Source organism: Pantoea sp. GCM10028869 (assembly GCF_042666835.1).
Taxonomy (GTDB): Bacteria; Pseudomonadota; Gammaproteobacteria; order Enterobacterales; family Enterobacteriaceae; genus Pantoea; species Pantoea leporis.
Genome location: NZ_JBHTGO010000001.1, coordinates 668,606 through 687,842 on the forward strand (window position 1 = coordinate 668,606; position 19,237 = coordinate 687,842).

At 56.4% G+C, this 19,237-nt stretch carries 15 protein-coding genes; 6 read left to right on the forward strand and 9 right to left on the reverse strand.

Going from position 1 to position 19,237, the window contains the following annotated elements; genetic code table 11:
• Positions 1-41 precede the first annotated feature (41 nt).
• Complete coding sequence (locus tag ACFQW4_RS03065) at positions 42-1,064, reverse strand: LLM class flavin-dependent oxidoreductase (RefSeq protein WP_137387124.1); 1,023 nt, start codon at positions 1,062-1,064, stop codon at positions 42-44.
• Positions 1,065-1,268: 204 nt separating this feature from the next.
• On the opposite strand from ACFQW4_RS03065, the gene ACFQW4_RS03070 reads away from it, so the two are divergent.
• Together ACFQW4_RS03070 and ACFQW4_RS03075 are read left to right on the forward strand one after the other, a co-directional pair.
• Entirely contained in the window at positions 1,269-2,336 is a 1,068-nt protein-coding gene (locus ACFQW4_RS03070) for a fatty acid desaturase (protein WP_377723714.1), read from the forward strand.
• Positions 2,233-3,018, forward strand: coding sequence for a phosphate/phosphite/phosphonate ABC transporter substrate-binding protein (locus ACFQW4_RS03075; RefSeq protein ID WP_377723715.1), 786 nt, complete (start codon positions 2,233-2,235; stop codon positions 3,016-3,018). The genes ACFQW4_RS03070 and ACFQW4_RS03075 overlap by 104 nt, the downstream gene beginning before the upstream one ends.
• A gap of 112 nt (positions 3,019-3,130) precedes the next feature.
• Here the strand turns inward: ACFQW4_RS03075 and ACFQW4_RS03080 are convergent, their stop codons facing one another.
• The 8 genes from ACFQW4_RS03080 to ACFQW4_RS03115 all read right to left on the reverse strand — a co-directional run bounded on the left by ACFQW4_RS03080 (position 3,131) and on the right by ACFQW4_RS03115 (position 13,311).
• On the reverse strand, positions 3,131-4,471 hold the full coding sequence (locus ACFQW4_RS03080; protein WP_377723716.1) for an LLM class flavin-dependent oxidoreductase: 1,341 nt from the start codon (positions 4,469-4,471) through the stop codon (positions 3,131-3,133).
• A 10-nt stretch (positions 4,472-4,481) separates the two neighbouring features.
• Positions 4,482-6,089, reverse strand: a complete 1,608-nt coding sequence (locus ACFQW4_RS03085; RefSeq protein ID WP_377723717.1) for a dipeptide ABC transporter ATP-binding protein — start codon at positions 6,087-6,089, stop codon at positions 4,482-4,484.
• Positions 6,086-6,919 carry an ABC transporter permease gene (locus ACFQW4_RS03090; protein WP_192235350.1) on the reverse strand — a complete coding sequence of 278 codons (834 nt, stop codon included), beginning with the start codon at positions 6,917-6,919 and terminating at the stop codon, positions 6,086-6,088. The genes ACFQW4_RS03085 and ACFQW4_RS03090 overlap by 4 nt, the downstream gene beginning before the upstream one ends.
• The gene (locus tag ACFQW4_RS03095; RefSeq protein ID WP_377723718.1) at positions 6,916-7,908 is read right to left on the reverse strand and encodes an ABC transporter permease; all 993 of its coding nucleotides are present in this window, start codon (positions 7,906-7,908) and stop codon (positions 6,916-6,918) included. The genes ACFQW4_RS03090 and ACFQW4_RS03095 overlap by 4 nt, the downstream gene beginning before the upstream one ends.
• 12 nt (positions 7,909-7,920) lie before the next feature.
• The gene (locus ACFQW4_RS03100) at positions 7,921-9,534 is read right to left on the reverse strand and encodes an ABC transporter substrate-binding protein (protein ID WP_377723720.1); all 1,614 of its coding nucleotides are present in this window, start codon (positions 9,532-9,534) and stop codon (positions 7,921-7,923) included.
• A 36-nt stretch (positions 9,535-9,570) separates the two neighbouring features.
• Entirely contained in the window at positions 9,571-10,095 is a 525-nt protein-coding gene (locus tag ACFQW4_RS03105) for a GNAT family N-acetyltransferase (RefSeq protein WP_110867071.1), read from the reverse strand.
• Between the two features lie 570 nt (positions 10,096-10,665).
• Entirely contained in the window at positions 10,666-12,279 is a 1,614-nt protein-coding gene (locus ACFQW4_RS03110) for an ABC transporter substrate-binding protein (RefSeq protein ID WP_377723723.1), read from the reverse strand.
• A gap of 159 nt (positions 12,280-12,438) precedes the next feature.
• Positions 12,439-13,311 (reverse strand): hypothetical protein, encoded by an 873-nt coding sequence (locus ACFQW4_RS03115; protein WP_377723725.1) that lies wholly within the window; start codon positions 13,309-13,311, stop codon positions 12,439-12,441.
• 488 nt (positions 13,312-13,799) lie between these two features.
• Here ACFQW4_RS03115 and ACFQW4_RS03120 point away from each other — a divergent pair, with 488 nt between their 5' ends.
• The 4 genes from ACFQW4_RS03120 to ACFQW4_RS03135 all read left to right on the forward strand — a co-directional run bounded on the left by ACFQW4_RS03120 (position 13,800) and on the right by ACFQW4_RS03135 (position 19,194).
• Positions 13,800-14,597 (forward strand): fimbrial protein, encoded by a 798-nt coding sequence (locus tag ACFQW4_RS03120; protein ID WP_377723727.1) that lies wholly within the window; start codon positions 13,800-13,802, stop codon positions 14,595-14,597.
• A 102-nt stretch (positions 14,598-14,699) separates the two neighbouring features.
• Entirely contained in the window at positions 14,700-15,203 is a 504-nt protein-coding gene (locus ACFQW4_RS03125; RefSeq protein ID WP_101761189.1) for a CS1 type fimbrial major subunit, read from the forward strand.
• 76 nt (positions 15,204-15,279) lie between these two features.
• The gene (locus ACFQW4_RS03130; RefSeq protein WP_377723729.1) at positions 15,280-18,018 is read left to right on the forward strand and encodes a TcfC E-set like domain-containing protein; all 2,739 of its coding nucleotides are present in this window, start codon (positions 15,280-15,282) and stop codon (positions 18,016-18,018) included.
• Positions 18,019-18,027: 9 nt separating this feature from the next.
• Complete coding sequence (locus tag ACFQW4_RS03135; RefSeq protein WP_377723731.1) at positions 18,028-19,194, forward strand: CfaE/CblD family pilus tip adhesin; 1,167 nt, start codon at positions 18,028-18,030, stop codon at positions 19,192-19,194.
• Positions 19,195-19,237 lie beyond the last annotated feature (43 nt).

Here is a 19,237-nt window from a genome sequence, read left to right on the forward strand (position 1 = left end):
TACGGAATGGTGCATCTGTTGTAGCAACGCAATTTATTACATCAACGCCAACCCAACTCCGGTGCAACGTGGGTCAAAATGCTCTCAATCACGTGCGCACAGTAATCCACGCCTAACTGATTCGGGATAGTCAGCAACAGCGTATCCGCTTCGGCAATCCCTTCGTCCTGCGCCAGCTGTTTGATCAACTGATCCGGCTCGGCGGCATAACTGCGACCAAAGATGGCGCGGGTTTTCTCGTCGAGGAAACCCACCGAATCCCGATCCTGGCCACTGCGACCAAAGTAGGCGCGGTCGGTGTCGTTGGTCAGCGCAAAAATGCTGCGGCTCACCGAAACACGCGGCGTACGCTGATGGCCCGCCGCTTCCCACGCCTGACGATAGGCACGAATCTGCTTCGCCTGCTGCACGTGGAACGGTTCGCCGGTTTCATCATCTTTCAGTGTAGAGCTTTGCAAGTTCATGCCCTGCTGCGCCGCCCAGATAGATGTCGCGTTGGAGCCAGAACCCCACCAGATACGCTCACGCAAACCGGCCGAGAACGGCTCAAGACGCAGCAAGCCCGGTGGATTGGGGAACATCGGCTGCGGATTGGGTTTAGCAAAACCTTCACCGCGCAGCACTTCCAACAGTTCCTCGGTATGGCGACGGCCCATATCGGCATCGCTCTCACCGTTTTGCGGATCAAAGCCAAAGTAGCGATAGCCTTCGATAACCTGCTCCGGCGAGCCACGGCTCAGGCCGAGCTGCAGACGACCGTTGGAAATCAGATCCGCCGCACCGGCATCTTCCGCCATATACAGCGGGTTTTCGTAGCGCATGTCGATCACGCCGGTACCAATTTCAATCTTTTTGGTGCGCGCACCGACCGCCGCCAGCAGCGGGAACGGCGAGCTTAACTGACGCGCAAAGTGGTGCACGCGGAAGTAAGCACCATCGGCACCCAACTCTTCGGCGGCGACTGCTAAATCAATCGATTGCAGCAGCACGTCCTGCGCCGAACGGGTGGCGGATTGTGATGATGGGGTCCAGTGACCAAAAGATAAGAAGCCAATCTTTTTCATGCTGAAATTCTCCTCGTGAGCCGAGCCGGCTCGAACGTTTTCAATGCAGCAAGGTTACGCCACAGACGAGGTGACTGATAGCCAATAGATTTCGCGCGCTTCATCAACTTTTTTGCATAACTAAGAAAAAGAGATTCTTTGTGTTCATCACGGTGATCAATCATCGTCAAAAGCCTAATCACTGTTTACAGGTTCGGCTTCACCATGAGTAAAGGGACATCCGCCTATCTCAGTGCGCAACAGCGTGACTTAGTGCATCAACTGGCGCGCAGCTGGCTGTGGCGCAGCGAATTGCCAACGTGGCTATTGTTGGTGGCGGTGTACGGCGGTTGGTTCGCCAGCGTTGTCTATTGGCGAACGTTGGGGTTAACGCTAAGCACGCTGCTGCTGATCCTGTTTACCACCTGGTATATGTCGCTGCAGCACGAGTTGATTCACGGCCACCCGACGCGTTTTCCCCGTTTCAACCAGCTGTTCGGCACGCTGCCGCTGGCGGTGTGGTATCCGTATGGCTTATACCGCGACTCGCATCTGGCGCATCACCGCAACCACACGCTGACCGATCCCGATGAAGATCCGGAAACCTACTACCTTTCGCCTGAGCGCTGGGCGCAACTCAAGCCGTGGCAGCAGCAGGTGATTCATCTGCGCAACACCTTTCCCGGACGTTTGCTGATCGGCCCGCTGCTGGATATGGCCGCCACCCTCAAAACATTGGTGCATGCCTTTATCCAGCGCGATAAACCGGCGATGGCGATGTGGATTATTCATCTCACCTTACTGAGCGGGCTGTTTTACTGGATGACGCTGCATGGCTTCTCGCCGCTTTGGTTGGTGCTGACGGTGAGTTATCCGGCGCTGATGCTGACCAAAGTACGATCCTTCTACGAGCATCGTGCCGACGAGGAGCCGCTGGCGCGCTCGGTCAATAACGAAGCCGCGTTGCCGTGGCGTTTGCTGTTCCTCAATCTCAACTATCATTCTGTACATCACGATCTACCCGGTTTGCCGTGGTACGGATTACGCAAAGTCTATTTGCTGTATCGCGATGGTTATCACCAGCGTAACCACGGTTTTCGCGTCGCCGGTTATGGCGAATGGATAACCCGCTTCTGGCGCAAATCGGTCGAGGTTAATGCCCATCCGGGTACGCAAAAGGATGCACAGGATGCCCACTCTTTCGTTACCGATGTACGACATCAACCATCAGGCGACTCTCGGCCTGACCTCAGCGCTAACGACGCTGTTGCAACAACGCGGCGTGCAAGCTGAGGTTGGCTGGCCGCAGGATTTACTGCCGCACTGGCGCGATGACCAGCTGCTGCTGAGCCAAACCTGTGGTTATCCGTTGGTGGAGCTGCTGCCCGATGTGCAGCTGGTTGGCACCTTCCTCTCCAGCGCCCAGGGCTGCGACGGCCAGCGTTATCGCAGCTGGCTGGTAGCGCGCAGCGCAGATGAGAACCTGACGCTAAGCGACTTTCGCGGACGGCGCGCGGTGTGCAACAGCAACGATTCCCACTCCGGTTTCAACTCGCTGCGCTACGTGATTGCGCCGCTGGCGCAGGACGGGACATTCTTCAGCGCAACCCGCTTCAGCGGCAGCCATCGTCAGTCGCTGGCGGCGTTGCGCGCGGGCGAGGCGGATATCGCGGCGATTGATTGCATCACCTGGGCGCTGCTGCGCCGCAATTTCCCGCAGGAGCTGGCGGGGCTGGAGATCATCGGCGAAACACCGCTGTGCGCCGCGCTGCCGCTGATTACGTCAGCCAAAACCGATGCAGCAACCCTCGAGAAATTGCGCAGTGCGTTGAGCGAACTGACCAGCGATAAGCGTTATCAGGATCTGTTAGCGGAGAGTTTGATTAGTGGATTCAGCGTGAGCGATCGGGCGTTTTATGACGAAGTGCGGGAGTGGAAAGATCGCGCCGCCGCGCTGGGCGTGACGGCGTTGTGATGTTCAACATTGCGCAATAAATTGCGCCGCTACGGAATGTGCGGTGATTGATTACCGTACACATAAAGCGCACATATTCGTAGCGGCGCGATTCATCGCGTTCATTTGACCTTTAAGCCACTTCGACCCTGTGCCGCTGCGCCGCAAACTGATTCTCGGGCTCGGGCAAGCCGAGGTTTTCACGTAGCGTCTCGCCTTCATACTCTTTGCGATAAATACCCCGCGCCTGCAACAGCGGAATGACCTGCGCCACAAAATCATCAAACGCCGTTGGCGTACCGCCACGCACGATAAAACCGTCGGTTGCGCCCTGCAGGAACCAGTTTGCCAGCCCTTCGGCAACCTGCTCCGCCGTACCCAGGAAACTCGGACGCGGCGTCGCTTCTTCCAGCGCCGCCTGGCGCAGCGTTAAGCCACGTTCGCGCGCGTTCTGTTTGATCTTGTCGGTGGTGCTGCGGAAGCTGTTGCTGCCCAGCTCGCCAATGTCCGGGAAAGCTTCATCCAGCGCGTACTGGCTGAAATCGTGATGCTCGAAGTAGCGACCAAGATACTCCAGCGCTTTATCGATGGTCACCAGCTCGGCGGTTTGCTGATAGCGGCGCTCGGCATCCTGTTCCGTTTCGCCAATAATCACGCTGATGCCCTGGAACACACGGATATCATCGGCATCGCGCCCGCGTGCCACCAGCCGGCGGCGCACGTCTTCACGAAACTCGCGCGCCTGCTCCAGCGTTTCCTGGCGCGTATAAATGGCATCGGCGGCTTCGGCGGCAAAGGCTTTGCCCGCTTCCGACGCGCCCGCCTGGAACACAATCGGGCGGCCCTGCGGCGAGCGACCGACGTTGAGCGGTCCCTGCACCGAGAAGTAATGTCCTTTATGATTTAGCGTATGCAGCTTGTCGGCGGCGAAGAATTCTCCGCTCTGTTTGTCGCGCACAAAGGCATCGCCTTCCCACGAATCCCATAGCCCTTTCACCACCTGCAAATACTCGCTGGCAACGCGGTAACGCTCGTCGTGCTCTGGATGGGTGCTGCGCGAGAAGTTTTTCGCCGATCCTTCCAGTGGCGACGTCACCACGTTCCAGCCGACGCGACCGCCGCTCAGATGATCGAGGCTGGCGAACTGGCGCGCCACGGTAAACGGCTCGCTGTAGGAGGTGGAAAGCGTAGCGACCAGACCGATTTTTTGGGTCACCAGCGACAGCGCCGACAGCAAGGTGATCGGCTCAAAACGGTTGAGGAAGTGCGGGATCGACTGCGGCGTGATGTACAAGCCATCGGCGACAAACAGGAAATCGATCTTCGCCTGCTCAGCTTTACGCGCCAGATCAAGCACGTAATCGATGTTAATGCTGGCATCCGCCACCGCATCGGGATGACGCCATGCCGACATGTTGCCGGATACGCCCTGAATAATCGCGCCCAGCCGCAGCTGGCGTTGTGTCTGACTCATTCTGCTCTCCTTAATATGCGTTCGCGGGCTGCCAGTCAGGAATGACCGGCAGCGCCTGTAACAGTTTTTGCGTCCACGGATGCTGCGGCGCGGCGAACACCTGCTGTAGCGCCCCGCTCTCCACCACTTGTCCGTTCTGCATCACCAGCACGCGATCCGCCAGATGCTGTATCACGCCAAGATCGTGAGAGATAAACAGCAGTGCGGTGCCGTGTTCAGCCTGCATATCGGCCAGCAGATCCAGCACCTGCGCCTGTACCGAAACATCGAGCGCGCTGACCGGTTCATCGGCCACCAGCAGCGCCGGATTCGGTGCAAAAGCGCGCGCAATCGCCACGCGCTGGCGCTGACCGCCGGAAAGCTGTTGCGGATAACGCTGCAGGAAGCGGTCGCCGAGCTGCACTTCATCGAGCAGTTGACGCACCCGCTGACGCCGCGCATCGCCGAAAATCCCGGCACTATCGAGGCTTTCGCCGATAATTTTCTCTACCGTGTAGCGCGGGTCGAATGAGCTGAACGGGTCCTGCGCGATCAGTTGCAGCCGCGCACGCCGGGCGCGGCGCGCTTTCTCCGGCAGACGATCCCAGCGCTCACCTTCCAGCAGCAGCGTGCCGCTGTCCGGTTCGGTTAAGCCCATCACCACTTTCACCAGCGAGGTTTTGCCGGAGCCGGATTCGCCGACCACGCCAAGCGTCTCTCCGGCGTGCAGCGTGAAGTTGATGTCGTTGAGCACCAGGCGATCGCCATAGGCTTTATGCAGGCCGATGCCTTCCAGCAACGGTGCGCTGCTGCATGTCGGGCGCGGCGGCAGCGGCGTCGGCTCAGCCGCGCTCAGGCGCAGACCGCGCGTGGCGGGCGTTGGCACCGTACGCAGCAGGCGCTGCGTCCAGGCGTGTTGCGGACGATGGAGCAGCGGGCCGCTGTTGCCCTGCTCCACCACTTCGCCATCGCGCATCACCAGCACGCGATCCGCCAGTTCCGCCACCACCGCCAAATCGTGGCTGATCAGCAGCAGGCCGTGGCCGTCGCGGCGGCGCTGCGCCAGCAGTTGCAGAATCTGGCGCTGCACCGTCATATCCAGCGCGGTGGTCGGTTCATCGGCGATCAATAAGGTTGGCGTACCGGCCAGCGCGGTAGCAATTAACGCGCGCTGGCGCTGGCCGCCCGAGAGCTGATGCGGATAGCGTTCGAGGCGGCTTTCGGCATCGTGAATGCCCGCCGCCTTCAGCAGTGCGAGGCTTTTGTCCTGCAAATTGTCGCGATGACCGGCGGCGCTTAGGGCATCACTCAGCTGCTGACCAATGCGGCGCAGCGGATCGAGCGACACCAACGCGTCCTGCAACACATAGCCAATGCGGCGACCGCGCAGCGCGCGCCAGTCGCTGCGGCTGGCGTGGCGCATATCGCGACCGTCGATGGTGAAACGGTCAGCGGTTAACACCGCGCCTTCCGGCAGCAGGCCAAGCAGGCTGCGCGCGGTCAGGGTTTTACCGGAACCAGATTCCCCGACCAGCGCCACCGATTCGCCCGCCGCGACCTGCAGGTTAAGGTTTTTCACCACCTGCTGCGGCCCGAAACGGATCGAGAGATTCTGGATATCAATAAACGGCTGGCTCATGCGGATCGTCCTTCAAAACGTGCCTGCCAGTAACGACCCAGCGTATTCACCGCAATCACCGTCAGCGTGATAAACACGCCCGGCCACACGGCGATCCACCACGCGTTACGCAGATAATTGCGTCCTTCCGCCAGCATCAGGCCCCATTCGGCGGTCGGCGGCTGCGGCCCCATGCCGAGGAAACTCAGTCCGGCGGTGCCGATAATCGCGGTGCCCAGCCCCAGCGTGGCCAGCGCCGGCACCTGCGCAATGGCGTGCGGCAAAATGTGGCGCGTGATCAGCGTGAAGCGTGACAGGCCAAAGGTGCGCGCCTGTTCAACATAGCCGGAGGTCATCACGCTGTAGGTTTGTGCCCGCACCACGCGGGCAAAACGCGGCACCGATGCGACGCCGAGCGCGATAATCAGGTTGTTAGTGCCGGGCCCGGTAAAGGCGATCAGCATCAGCGCTAGCAGCAGATCGGGAAAGGCGGAAATCACATCCACCGCGCGGCTCAACAGCTCATCAACTACGCCACGCGCCAGCGCCGCCGCCAATCCCAGCAAGGTGCCAAACACCACCGCCAGCGCCATCGCCGCCACGCTGATCAGCAGCGAATAGCGGCTGCCGTAGATCACGCGCGTCAGCAGATCGCGTCCCAGCTGATCGGTGCCCAGCCAATGCTGCGCCGACGGCGGCAGCTGCGCGTTAACCGGATCGGCCAGCAGCGGATCGCTGTGCGCCAGCCACTGCGGCGCGATCACCGCGATTGCCAATACAATGAGAAACAGAATCGCTGCCCACACCGCGGCGGGCAGCGCAACCGGAAGACGTTGCAGCACGGCAATCATGATTTGCTCTCCCCGCGCAGACGCGGATCAATCCATAGCGACAGGATGTCAACCAGGGTGCTCATCACCACGTAGATCAGCGCCGAGAGAATGGCTACCGCCAGCACCACCGGCAGATCCTGCGCCAGCACGGCATCGACGGTCAGTTTGCCGAGACCGGGACGACCAAATACCTGTTCAGTAATCACCGCGCCGCTCAGCAATCCGCCCACCAGCCAGCCGGTTAACGTGACGGCAGGCAGCGCCGCATGACGAAGCGCGTGGCGCAGACGAAGGGTGGTTTCTCCCACGCCCCATGCGCGCAGCGTCAGGGTGAATGGCGCATCCAGCGCGCGCTCCAGCTCGCGGCGCAGCAGTTGAGCGATCACCGCGCCCTGCGCCAGACCGAGCGCCAGCGCCGGTAGCACCAGCGACGACAGCGAGCGATCGCCCGCCACCGGGAACCAGCGCAGCGTAAAGCTGAAAATAAACAGCAGCACGATGCCCATCCAGAAAGAGGGCGTGGAGGCCAGCAGCAGCTCGACACCGTTAGCCACGCGGCGACCAATGCGACGATGCGCGGTGCCGACGGCAATCACTACCGCAAAAATGATGCTGACCAGCAGCGCCGCCAGCGTCAGCTTGATGGTGGGCCACAGCTGCGTGGCCAGCAGATGGCTGACTTCAGTGTTGAGCATGTAAGAACGGCCAAAATCGCCGTGCAGCACGCGCCACATATAGTGCAGATATTGCCACCACAGCGGTTCGTTCAGGCCCCATTCGGCGCGGACCGCCGCCTCAATGGCTGGCGTACGCAGCTGCTCACCGATCAGCAGGCTGACGATATCGCCCGGCGCCAGATGCACGCCGAGAAAGGCCAGCGAAACCGCCGCCCACAGCACCAGAACGCCGCCCAGCAGGCGGCTGACGATGCGGCGCGTCAGGTCGCTGCGCCACACCGATGGCCGACGCGCGCGTGGCGTGCGGGTGACAATGCTTTCCAGACTCATCTTCGCCTCCTGTTAGTGGTCGCTGAGCCAGATGTCGTACGCGTTCTCCGGCATCTGTTTAAAACTGCGGAAACCGGCACCGTGCACGTAGCTGGCGGTGGCGATCTGGTCTTCTGGTTCATACAGCGGGATCGCCAGCGCCTGCTGTCGCAGCGCGTATTGCTGCAGCTGGCTGTAGAATTTACGGCGCTGATTAATATCCAGCGTCGCTGCCGCCTGATCGAGCCAGCCGTTGATTTGCGGGCTGTTGACGCGGCTGTAGTTAATCGGCCCGCCAGCTTTCACCGGGCGATAGTGGTTTTCGATATCGATGCCGTCGGTTTCGGTATTCGAGTTAGCAATCGAGCCGAAGTGGCCGGTGTTGCGCACCTCGGTGTAGGTGCCAGAATCGACGTAGCGCAGTTTGATCTCCACGCCGAGACGCTGGCGCGCCTGCGCCTGAATCGCCTGCAGCAGCACATCGCGTTGATCGCGCACCGTTGCCTGCGCCTGAATCACTTCAATGCTCAGGCGCTGGCCGTCTTTGGTGCGGAAACCGTCGCTGTCGCGCGTTTGCCAGCCCGCTTCATCCAGCAGCTGGTTGGCGGCAGCGGGATTGTTACCATACTGACCTTCGAGATCGTTGTTGTAGAGCGGATCGACCGGCGAAGTAATCCCCCACGCGCGGGTGCGTTCGCCGCGATACACCGACTTCAGCAGCGTATCGATATCCAGCCCTTGTAGTAATGCCTGACGCACGTTCACATCCTGCGTCGGGCCGTATTCCACATTAAGGAACAGTGAATATGGCGTGCCGGTATTCAGCGCGTGCTGATAAGTGAAGTCGGGATTGTCTTTGAATTCACCGGCGTCATTGCCGGAAATCCCTTCAATCGCATCCAACTGCCCGGACAGCAGCGCGCCGGTACGCACCGAGGATTCCGGCAGGAAGCGATAGGTCACGCGTTCCAGATAGGCCGGGCCTTGATGCTTAGCGGTGGCGGGCGCCCAGTTGTAGTGCGGGTTGCGTACGAATGTCACCTGCTGGCCTTTTTCGTAGCTCTCGATAATAAACGGCCCGGTGCCCGCAATCTCTTTGCCACCGGCTTTCAGCTGCGGCGAGTTCCAGCTGGCCGGTGCCAGAATCTGCAATTTGGCGGCGAACGACAGGAACGGCGAATAGCCCTGCTTCAGTGTGATGGTGACGGTGTGATCGTCTGGCGTCGCCACGCTGGCAATTCTCGCGCCCAATGCGCAGATGCTGCTGCCGGCGCAATACTTTGCATCCTGCACATGGCGGAAATTCTCGGCCACCGCATTGGCATCCAGCTTCTCGCCGTTGGAAAAGGTGACGTCGCGGCGCAGGCTAAAGCGATACGCTTTGCCGTCCGGACTGACCTCATAACTTTCTGCCAGCCAGGGTACGAAACTGCCGTCGGTTCGACGCGCCAGCAGCGATTCCCACACGTTACGCAGCGTCACTTCCGCTTTGGATTGCCCATTCAGCTGCGGGTTAAACGGCACGGGTTCAGTTTCGACGCCGAAGGTTAAGCTGCCGCCGCTGCGCGGTTGCTCAGCGGCAGAAAGAGATGCGCTTCCCAGCAGGCAAGTCACACCCAGCGCGAGAGTGATTGAATTCGCTTTCATAAGATCCTTGGTGGTTGCAGGTGCTTTTTTAGTTATTCAGGCGATTTTGGCGATGGGTTGATCGGCTGGCGGGTTGAATTCCTTTTTCAGAAACACCAGCGCTTCGCCTAATGGATTGGTGCGGTGATGGAACGGTTGATAACCGCGACGCAGATAGAGCTCGCTCAGCCATGGATGCTTGGTGGCGGTGGCGAGATAGACGCCCGGCGCTTTCAGCGTCTCTTTCAGCAGGGTTTCTTCGGCGTAGGTAATGATGTCGCGGCCGTAGCCCTGCCCTTTGTAATCAGGGTCGACGGCGAACCAGTGAATAAACGGCAGCGACGAAGGCGCATGTTCATCCTGCTGCCACGGAAAACGCACCGTGACGGTCGCCACCGCGCGTTTCCATTTGCGTAGCACCAGCACGGTTTCCTGCTCGATGACGCGGCGCACCTGCTCGACGTTGCCCTGTGAAATGGTGAAATGCACATCCAGCGCCACCAGCGCAGCATAGGCGCGTTGCAATAGCGCAAATATTTCCTCCGCATCGTCGGGCTTTGCAACTTCAATTAGCTGACTCATGGTGACCGTTTCCTTATTCAATCCTGCCGAAAGTATTAAAATCCGGCGGATTAAAGTAAACCGAGAATAACGGCAATCGATTTGTTGAATATGGGAAATGGTATTTTATTGCGATGCAATAATGCCCACGGAAATAAAACTCTCGTAGGGTCGCCATTAATGGCGTAATGACTGTCAGTTAAGCAAGCATTTTGCTTTGAACAGGTAGCGGGCTCTGACACATCTGCTGCGTCACGGGCCGTCCTCGCGCCGCTTACGCGGTACCTTCGGCTTCAACGTTGTGCCAAACGGACCGTTCGCGGATCGGCCGTCCTGGCCGGCCCCGAACTGCCTCACGCATCCCTGCGTGAGGCTCCTGGCCCAACGTAAAAGCCTCAGCGCTGCGGATAGCCCTTATGCCGCAGCAGACGCGCCAGCGCCTTTAGCAAATGTGCCCTTTTCAAAAACACGCACAGAAGTTTAAGCAGGCCGGGGCCACTTTTGGGCAGGCAATCCGCAGCGCTGAACGCAGCGAGGAAGCCAGGAGAGCCCGCAGGACGCGGGCGAAAGGCGGTGACCGAACGGGCGATATTACGGTTTAGTTACCCACACATCGTAAACGCTTTCTGGCATCTGCTTATAGCTGCGGAAACCGTAGCCGTGCACGTAGCTGGCGGTGGCTAACTGATCTTCCGGTTCGTAGAGCGGCACTGCCAATGCCAGTTGCGGTAATGCGACCTGCTGCAGTTGGCTGTAGAAATCGCGGCGTTTCTTAAGATCCAGCGTGCTGGCGGCTTTATCCAGCAAGCCATTGATCTTCTTATCGTTGACGCGGCTATAGTTAATTGCGCCGCCCTGAGCGATCGGACGATAGTGGTTTTCGATATCCACGCCATCGGTTGGCGTGTTGGAGTTAGCGATGGTGCCGAACTTACCGCTTTTACGCACATCGGCATAAGTACCAGAATCAACGTAGTTCAGCTTGAGATCCACGCCAAGACGCTGACGCGCCTGCGCCTGAATCGCCTGCAGCAGCACATCGCGCTGGTCGCGCACCGTTGCCTGTGCCTGAATCAGCTCAATGCGCAGACGCTGGCCATCTTTGGTGCGGAAGCCTTCACCATCACGGGTTTTCCAGCCCGCTTCATCCAGCAGCTTGTTGGCCGCATCCGGATTGTTGCCGTATTTGCCCTCTAGCTCTTTGTTGTAAAGCGGATCGATGGGTGACGTGATGCCCCACGCGCGGGTGCGTTCGCCGCGATACACCGACTTCAGCAGCGGATCGATATCCAGACCTTGCAGCAACGCCTGGCGCACTTTCACATCCTGCGTCGGGCCATATTCCACGTTGAGGAACAGGGAATATGGCGTACCGGTGTTCAGCGCATGCTGATAGGTAAAGTCGGGATTGTCTTTGAACTCACCGGCATCGTTACCGGAAATGCCTTCAATAGCATCAACCTGACCAGACAGCAGCGCGCCAGTGCGCACCGAAGATTCCGGCAGGAAGCGATAGGTCACGCGATCGAGATACGCCGGTCCCTGATGCTGCGCGGTGGCTGGCGCCCAGTTGTATTTTGGATTTTTAACGTAGGTCACCTGCTGGCCTTTCTCATAGCTTTCGAGAATAAAAGGCCCGGTGCCCGCCAGATCTTTGCCGCCCGATTTCAGCTGTGGAGATTTCCAGCTGGCCGGCGCCAGAATCTGCAAGCCCGCAGCGAAGGACAGAAACGGTGAGTAGACCTCTTTCAGGGTGATCACCACCGTGTGATCGTCCGGCGTTTCAATCTTCTCAATATGCGAACCCATCAGGCACAAACTGGTGCCGGCGCAGTATTGCGCGACCTGAGTTTGACGGAAGTTATCTGCCACCGCGTTGGCATCAAACTTCTCGCCGTTAGAGAAGGTGACGTCCTGACGCAGATTAAAGCGGATCACTTTACCATCCTGGCTGGCTTCATAACTCTGCGCCAGCCACGGCACAAAGCTGCCATCCGGGCGGCGCGCCAGCAGTGATTCCCAGAAGTTACGCAGCGTGATTTCCGCTTTGTCCTGACCGTTAAGCTGCGGGTTAAAAGTGGTCGGCTCGGTTTCAACACCGACCGTCAGGCTGCCGCCGCTTACCGGTTGGTCGGCGGCCACCGCGTTAATCGTGCTTCCCAGGAGGCTAAAACCTAATGCCAAAGCTATTGAAGTGAATTTCATAGTGTCCTTGGTAATTGCAGGTAAATATTATGTAAGGCCTTAATCTGGCCTGTATTAATTCCCGCTGAATTATTAAAACCCGGACAAATAAATGTAAAACGACAATAGTGGCAATCGATTTGTTGAATTTGGCAATTCACCAGTCAGCGAAAAAACAGATTATCGTGACAGGCTCGCCGGTAGTGGAGGCACACCCGATAAACCGCGTAATCCGTACTCGACCATGGCCATATAGACCGCAAAATAATCCAGCGCCATGTGCATAAAGGAGAGATGCAAAATGAGCTTATTACTGGTTCTATTCAGCGTCAGCAACCCGGCTGCTTCAGCGTCCTGCAGGCAGCGTTTAATGTGCGAACGCGAAACCCCACATTTCACCGACGCTTTCAGGTAGTTGTACTCAATAACAGTGGTTTTTTGTTGCAGACTCTCGATGTACAGATCCATCAACAGCATGTGCCCGGCATCCCTGAAAATGAAGGCTTTACTCTCTGGCACCATATCGAACAAGTAAACATGCTTGAGCGTGATTTCAGCGTAATTTTTGAAGTATTCCGCATGAAAGTTTTCCATTTTCAGGCAAGCCGAAACATCGAAATCGTCGTACAACATACCGTAAGGAATCATCATGGTATTAATTAAAGCCCGCGTTTCATCCAGCGCTTTGCGGGTCACCGTGTAGGTTAATTTTCGTTTATCCTGCGCGTCCTTTTTAACTTCCATACGCCCACCTACCCGAATAAAGAGCAGAAAGGAATCAATAGTGTTGTCGCTAATCAGACCGGTTTTTTTACAAAAGTCTTTTACATCACGCAGCGTTGGGTTTGCTGAGGTGAAGGCGTACGCCATGATGGCCGAGCCAATAATAAAGCGATTAGCTTTAAAAATGACTTTAAAATAGAGCGGCTTAGTCAGATACAGTCTGAACAATAGTTTGTAATGCTTCTGCATAACTAATGAGATGTTGTCATTTGACTTAATCTCGGCTGCGCGTTGGTGAATTAATGCTGTGAGTTGCTGTTTGCTTTTCATATTGCTGTGTGGTGTGCCTGGTTATCAATTATAAAATTTTTTAAAAATCACCCTCATGCTCCTGGATTTATTTAAATCCTGTTGAGAGGCGGTTGATGATGCTTTATGGAGGTATTATTTCTGAGGTTAATATTTTAAGATTCACATGGGTCTTTTTGCCCTTATGGGCACGATCTTACCATCAATGGACTATTTTATGTAAAGCTTGATTTATTCTGAGCTGACATGCCCGTTTCTAATGCCTGAAATTGATCTTTATTTTTACAATTATTTCATTAAGTTAGGTCGCGATATTTCCTCAAGTATTCCCTTTGTAGCACGGCTTAAAAAAATTAACCACAAAAATGGACAGTGACTTAACAAAGCCCATATGAGAACTTTCTTAACGCACGGTTATTCCACTTGGTTAAGTGAGACCGGTTTATAGCTAAGCCGATTCATACAGGGAATATCCGACAGATTTTTGATGGAATTTATAAGGATTTATCATGGACGACTCACCGCATAAGACACTGCGTCACGGCCTTTCAATGGCTATTTTAAGCCATAATACTCTGGTAAAAAAATTCGCTTACCCACTGATTCTAATGGGTTTTATTTCCATGCCAGCGGCATGGGCGAATATGAGTATCTATCCGATGGAAGTCACCCTAAATAATCAGGGTGCGGCACAGGTGCAGACATTATCGCAAAGCGGTGAAGCGCAGTTTATTCGCGTCAGCATCAAGCGAATTGAGCGCCCTGCAACACCGTTTGAAAAAGAAATATTGGTTGAAGATGCCGTTTCCCCATCGCTTATCGCCACTCCGGATAAATTCGCGCTGGCTTCCGGTTCACAACGCATTATTCGGCTGATTTCATTACAACCGCCAGAAAAAGAGACTGCCTGGCGCGTTTACTTCGAGGCCGTGGCTGCCCCGGATGAATTGAAAGATAAATCGCCGCAGAATAATAAAATCAGCAACCAGGTCGGCATCAATTTAGTCTGGGGCGTGCTGGTACATATTCCGCCGCGTAATGCCAGATTATCGCTCACGCAATCAGCATCAGGCGAAGTCAAAAACGCTGGCACGGTTCGCGTAGTGATTCGTGAGGTCGCGGTTTGCTCAAAACAACATAGCAGCAGCAGCTGTCAGTGGAAAAAAGAACACGCCACGGTTTATCCGGATGAGACATTGCGTTTTAAAGCCTGGAGTTCGGCAGAATTAGCCGCTGCTCAGGAAGTCAGAATAAAACATGTTGATCTCAATACGCGGAATATCGCCGAGTACGTTATCGGACACTGATCAACACGTATTAAAGGAATAACAACCTGTTTGTTATAAAGCAGTTCATTACCCATGAGACGGTCATTTACGGCCAGTACAAGGATTTTCACGGAGCTACAAATGCAAAAATTAATCAAACCATTAGTCATCGCTGCTGCGTTAACGGCTGTATTTAATGCACAGGCGGTGCAGAAAGATATTACGGTGAATGCGAATGTTGATTCGACGGTGGATATGACGCAGGCGGACGGAACCGCATTACCCGGCACCATTAATATGCAATATATTCCGGGCCGTGGTTTATCTACCTATTCTCTGGACACCAAAATCTGGTCGAACTCGCAAACTGCCAATATCAACGTTGCGCTGGTGAGTGCCGCTCAGCTTAACAATACCGTTACCGGTACAGCGGTACCTTTGACCGTCACGCTGGGTGCGGATTTAAAACCGATCACCACCACGAACACGGCCCTGACTTACGCCTCGCTGTTCCCGGCGGGCACCGCAAACGGTTCGTCAGTATTGCCACTGAAAATTTCGCAGACCACGCCGGGCGTGCTGGCAACCGGCACCTATTCCGGCGTTGTGAGCCTGTTAATTACGCAGGCCACCACGCAGAGCTAATTTGTCGGCATTGACTGATCAATTATTTCGGGGGCCGCTCGGCCCCCTTATTATTCTTTTTCAGCAGGATGCTGTAATGAAGGTCAATATTCACGTCGCTTTAATAGCCTCTTTCATTACCCTGATCCCTTCTCTTGCTCCTCGTGCTGCCACGCAGGTTCCGCCTGGTTTCGAATCGCTGGTCACCGGCCAGACGCTGTGGGTCAACCTTTCTGTTTACGGGCAATCGCTCGGCTTGTTTGAAGCTTCTGTTTCGCTGGATAGCGTCAGGTTCTTGAAACCGCATCAGGTTGCGCGGGCGGTGATGCAGCATTATCAAAAGGATCCGCAGCAGGAAAAGCGCTTAGACCATCTGATCAGTGAACCTTTGGCACGCAACGGTAATAAGGCATGCAGCAGCAACGGCGGCGCAGCGGGCTGTGACTATCTGGAAACCGACTCCCTCGCGCTGATCTACGACGAAAATAATGCCAAAGTGGCGCTGTTTCTCGGCCCGGAATTTGTGCCGCTTGCGGCTGACAACTCATCGCCCTATTACCAGCAAACTGCCGAAACAGAAGCGGCGTTTATTCATCAGCAGAATATTAACTTCGTCACCAACCGCGATGACCAGACGTTATCGCTGCAGGGGGCGGGCGCGCTAGGATTCACTGAAAACAGCTATGCCGGAATTGACTGGGACTATCTGGCGCAAAAATACCGTCAGCAAAGTCATCAGGAAGTGCGTTTTAACAACGTGTTTCTGCGCCGCGATCTCGGCAAACGCTATTACGTGCAGGCCGGACGCATGGATTCGCGCGATATCTTCAGCAACGCCGGCGGCAACATTACCTTAAGCCAACTGCCGCTCAGCACCATCGAAGGTGCGCGCGTCGGTTCGACGCTCGCCTGGATGAACCGCGCACAGGCGGCGCAAGGCACGCCGGTCACTGTCTTTATTACGCGCCCGTCGCGTATTGATGCTTATCGCGGGCAGCAACTGCTTGGCACCTTTTACCTGAATGCCGGCACGCAAAATCTTGATACCAGCGCCTTTCCCAATGGTAGCTACAGCGTGACGCTACGTATCTATGAAGATAATCAGTTGTCGCGTACCCAACAGGTTCCTTTCAGCCGCACCGGTAATGCCACCAGCCAGAACATTGAATGGTTTGTGCAAGGCGGCTCCATTCCCGATCGCGAGATGCAGGGCAACGGCGCTGCATCGCAATCGGGTGCCGATCGCCGTGTGATGCAGGCGGGCATCAAAGTGCCTGTGATGCAAGACGTTGCGCTGACCGGCGGTGTCGCCGTGACCAACCGCAACCGCTTTATTGAAAGCGCAATCGACTGGAGCCACGGATTTGATAATCCGCTGCTCGACGGCATCCTCACTACCCGCTTTAGCTACCTGAAAGGCAGCGAAGGTTCGCGCGGCAATATCCAGCAGGTCGCTTATAACGACGGATTCTCCCTCAGTTTCTACCGCTGCGCCCTGTATGCGCAGGATTGCTACAGCAACAACGGTGGGCAATACGGTTTTAGCGGGTGCTACCAGAGCAGCAGCCTGATGTTCAGCGTGCCGGTGAAAAGCTGGTATCTGAATGCCGGTTACAGCGCCAGCAAAAACGAGGGCCGCAATGTGCTTCCGGTGCAGTGGGATGATAACGCCGTCGTGCCGCAGTGGACGCGCCGCAACATCTACAGTAAAACGCAGACTACCACCTGGCAGGCTGGCCTGGGGCGCGGCTTCAGCGTCAACGGACTCAATATTAATACCAGCGCCAATCTCTTTACCCGCACCAGCAGCAGCGGAACTCAGCGCGACAACGGTGGCTTCCTCTCCGTCTCACTCTCGCGCGTCAGCACGCCAACCATCGATTCACGTTCGAGCTACAGTTCGCTCGGCATGACCTACCAAACCGATCGCAACAACAAGGATCAGGTTGGCTATAACGTGTCGCAAAACTGGTATTTCGATGCGCAGAATCAGCAGGAGATCGGCGTGAACCTTAACGGTAATCAGGAAAATACTTTGAATGCTTCCGTTTACGGCAAAACTGCGGGCGAATACGGCAGCGGCAGCCTGGCATTCAGCTCTGCGTCGTCCGGTTCATCCGCTCAGCGCTTCAGCAGCAGCGGCAGCTACAACTCCTCATTGGCGGTAGCGCGTTCCGGCCTCTATTGGGGCAAATGGGGCAACGGCCTGCCCGGGGCGGCGGTGGGCGTGCATGTGGCAAGCAGCGATGAAAGCCGCGACACACGCGTGGATGTCTCCGTTGATGGCGCGGGCAGCGCCAGCCTACATGGCACCGGCCGCACTTTATTCAGCGTACCGGCTTACACCCAGAGCGCGATCAGCATCAACGATTCCATCGAATCCACCGACGGTATGCGCAGTGAAATCACCCAGGGTGCCGGACGACGCACGCTGTTTATCGCGCCGGGCCGCATGCTGGTGAGCAAAGTGAATATTGTTTCGCGCTACACATGGCTTGGCAGGCTGATGATCAACCAACAGCGTCCACTGGAAGGCGCCACGCCGCTGAATGTCGCCAGCTGGTCCGGTTTAGGCCAGGGCGGATTCAGCGCTGAGACCGATCACCGCATAAAAAATCTGTACATGGTGCGCGGCATGCAGATGTACCGCTGTGAAATGAAGGTGAAAAGCACCCATGACGTAGTGCGCTATGTCGGCGACAGCGACTGCAAACCCATCGAGCTGGCTTCAGTGCCGCAGGATGTGCAGCAACGAGCAAAAATGCTGATTGTCACCCGCCAGGCGGATGAGGTTCCGCTGGCACGTACCACGTCGTCTTCGCCGGAACAACAATAGGGATTTTAAATGAAAAGTAGAGTTATTAGCGCGTTGACGCTATTGGCCCTCGTCGCGGGCATGCAGGTGCAGGCCGCCATGCTCACGCCTTCAGGGCGCAATACCAACGTTGCCGTAACCTTTGACCGCATGTCAGTACCGGCGCAATTGCCGATCTGGACCAATGAAAATGGCGGTTACGATACCAATGACGCACCAAAATGGGGCCGCAATACGCTGGTTTGCCAGTCGCGCACCAGCAATCAATATGGTGCCTGCCTGACATTACCTGTCTGGCTTGAAGCGTCGCCGTCACCCTACCCCGTTCCACTGTTGTTTACCGAAAGCAGCACCAAACAGACGTTGGTACTGAATGTCTATCTCACCAAAAGACGCTCGCTGAATAATGTGGTGGTGGCGACTAATCTGGTGCCGATGAATGCCTTTGGCGGGGCCGTCACGCCACGTGGCGATGGCACCGATTATTCGGCTTATCTTCCCTCTTCAGAGCTGAGTAAATTCCCATCGGCGGGCACCTGGAGCGCGACGCTGAAAATGTCGCTGATGCAGTGGCCAGTGACGTCCTGCACCGGAAATTCGCAAAACGTAAACGTGGGTTGTACCAACGTGACGAAAATGGGTGACTGGATCGCCAACATGACCTTTAAGGTGACAGATTACGGCAACCAGCAGATCTATCTGCCTGAGTTTGGCAATGCGGCCGCCACTGTGGATCTCGGTTTAAAAACCTTTCCCGGAGCGCGCGCCACTACCACCGTTAGCGGCAGCCGTTCGCTGGATATGTGCCTGTACGACGGCAATAATTCTGACAGCAACCGGGTTAGCCTGTTGTTTCAGGACGAAGGTGCAGCCGCGCCCGGCCGGGGAACGGGGTTGTTTTCGCTATATCGCACAGGCGCGGATAAAACTCTGGCGCAAAATCGCCTCGATTATGCGATTGAAGTAATCAACCCGCTGACCAAAGCGCGTCAGGTGGTTGAGAACGGCAGTGAGATTATCTGGAGTGGCACCAACAGAGGTGTGTTGCGACGGGTGGTGTTACCGGGACAGAGCAATTCCGTGCTGTGCGTTCCTGCGCCGATGCAGCTTGTTACACCCGCCTTCACGTTATCGTCAAAAACAGCGGGCCGTTATCAGGGGACGTTGAGAATTATTTATACCCCGACGACGCAATAATGGCGCGGGCGGTGATGTCATAAAAACTGCAATTACCGAGCGC

Bases quoted from the DNA above. Each gene is read 5' to 3' on its own strand.
- ACFQW4_RS03065 (WP_137387124.1), bottom strand. From the start codon at position 1,064: ATGAAAAAGATTGGCTTCTTATCTTTTGGTCACTGGACCCCATCATCA.
- ACFQW4_RS03070 (WP_377723714.1), top strand. From the start codon at position 1,269: ATGAGTAAAGGGACATCCGCCTATCTCAGTGCGCAACAGCGTGACTTA.
- ACFQW4_RS03075 (WP_377723715.1), top strand. From the start codon at position 2,233: ATGCCCACTCTTTCGTTACCGATGTACGACATCAACCATCAGGCGACT.
- ACFQW4_RS03080 (WP_377723716.1), bottom strand. From the start codon at position 4,471: ATGAGTCAGACACAACGCCAGCTGCGGCTGGGCGCGATTATTCAGGGC.
- ACFQW4_RS03085 (WP_377723717.1), bottom strand. From the start codon at position 6,089: ATGAGCCAGCCGTTTATTGATATCCAGAATCTCTCGATCCGTTTCGGG.
- ACFQW4_RS03090 (WP_192235350.1), bottom strand. From the start codon at position 6,919: ATGATTGCCGTGCTGCAACGTCTTCCGGTTGCGCTGCCCGCCGCGGTG.
- ACFQW4_RS03095 (WP_377723718.1), bottom strand. From the start codon at position 7,908: ATGAGTCTGGAAAGCATTGTCACCCGCACGCCACGCGCGCGTCGGCCA.
- ACFQW4_RS03100 (WP_377723720.1), bottom strand. From the start codon at position 9,534: ATGAAAGCGAATTCAATCACTCTCGCGCTGGGTGTGACTTGCCTGCTG.
- ACFQW4_RS03105 (WP_110867071.1), bottom strand. From the start codon at position 10,095: ATGAGTCAGCTAATTGAAGTTGCAAAGCCCGACGATGCGGAGGAAATA.
- ACFQW4_RS03110 (WP_377723723.1), bottom strand. From the start codon at position 12,279: ATGAAATTCACTTCAATAGCTTTGGCATTAGGTTTTAGCCTCCTGGGA.
- ACFQW4_RS03115 (WP_377723725.1), bottom strand. From the start codon at position 13,311: ATGAAAAGCAAACAGCAACTCACAGCATTAATTCACCAACGCGCAGCC.
- ACFQW4_RS03120 (WP_377723727.1), top strand. From the start codon at position 13,800: ATGGACGACTCACCGCATAAGACACTGCGTCACGGCCTTTCAATGGCT.
- ACFQW4_RS03125 (WP_101761189.1), top strand. From the start codon at position 14,700: ATGCAAAAATTAATCAAACCATTAGTCATCGCTGCTGCGTTAACGGCT.
- ACFQW4_RS03130 (WP_377723729.1), top strand. From the start codon at position 15,280: ATGAAGGTCAATATTCACGTCGCTTTAATAGCCTCTTTCATTACCCTG.
- ACFQW4_RS03135 (WP_377723731.1), top strand. From the start codon at position 18,028: ATGAAAAGTAGAGTTATTAGCGCGTTGACGCTATTGGCCCTCGTCGCG.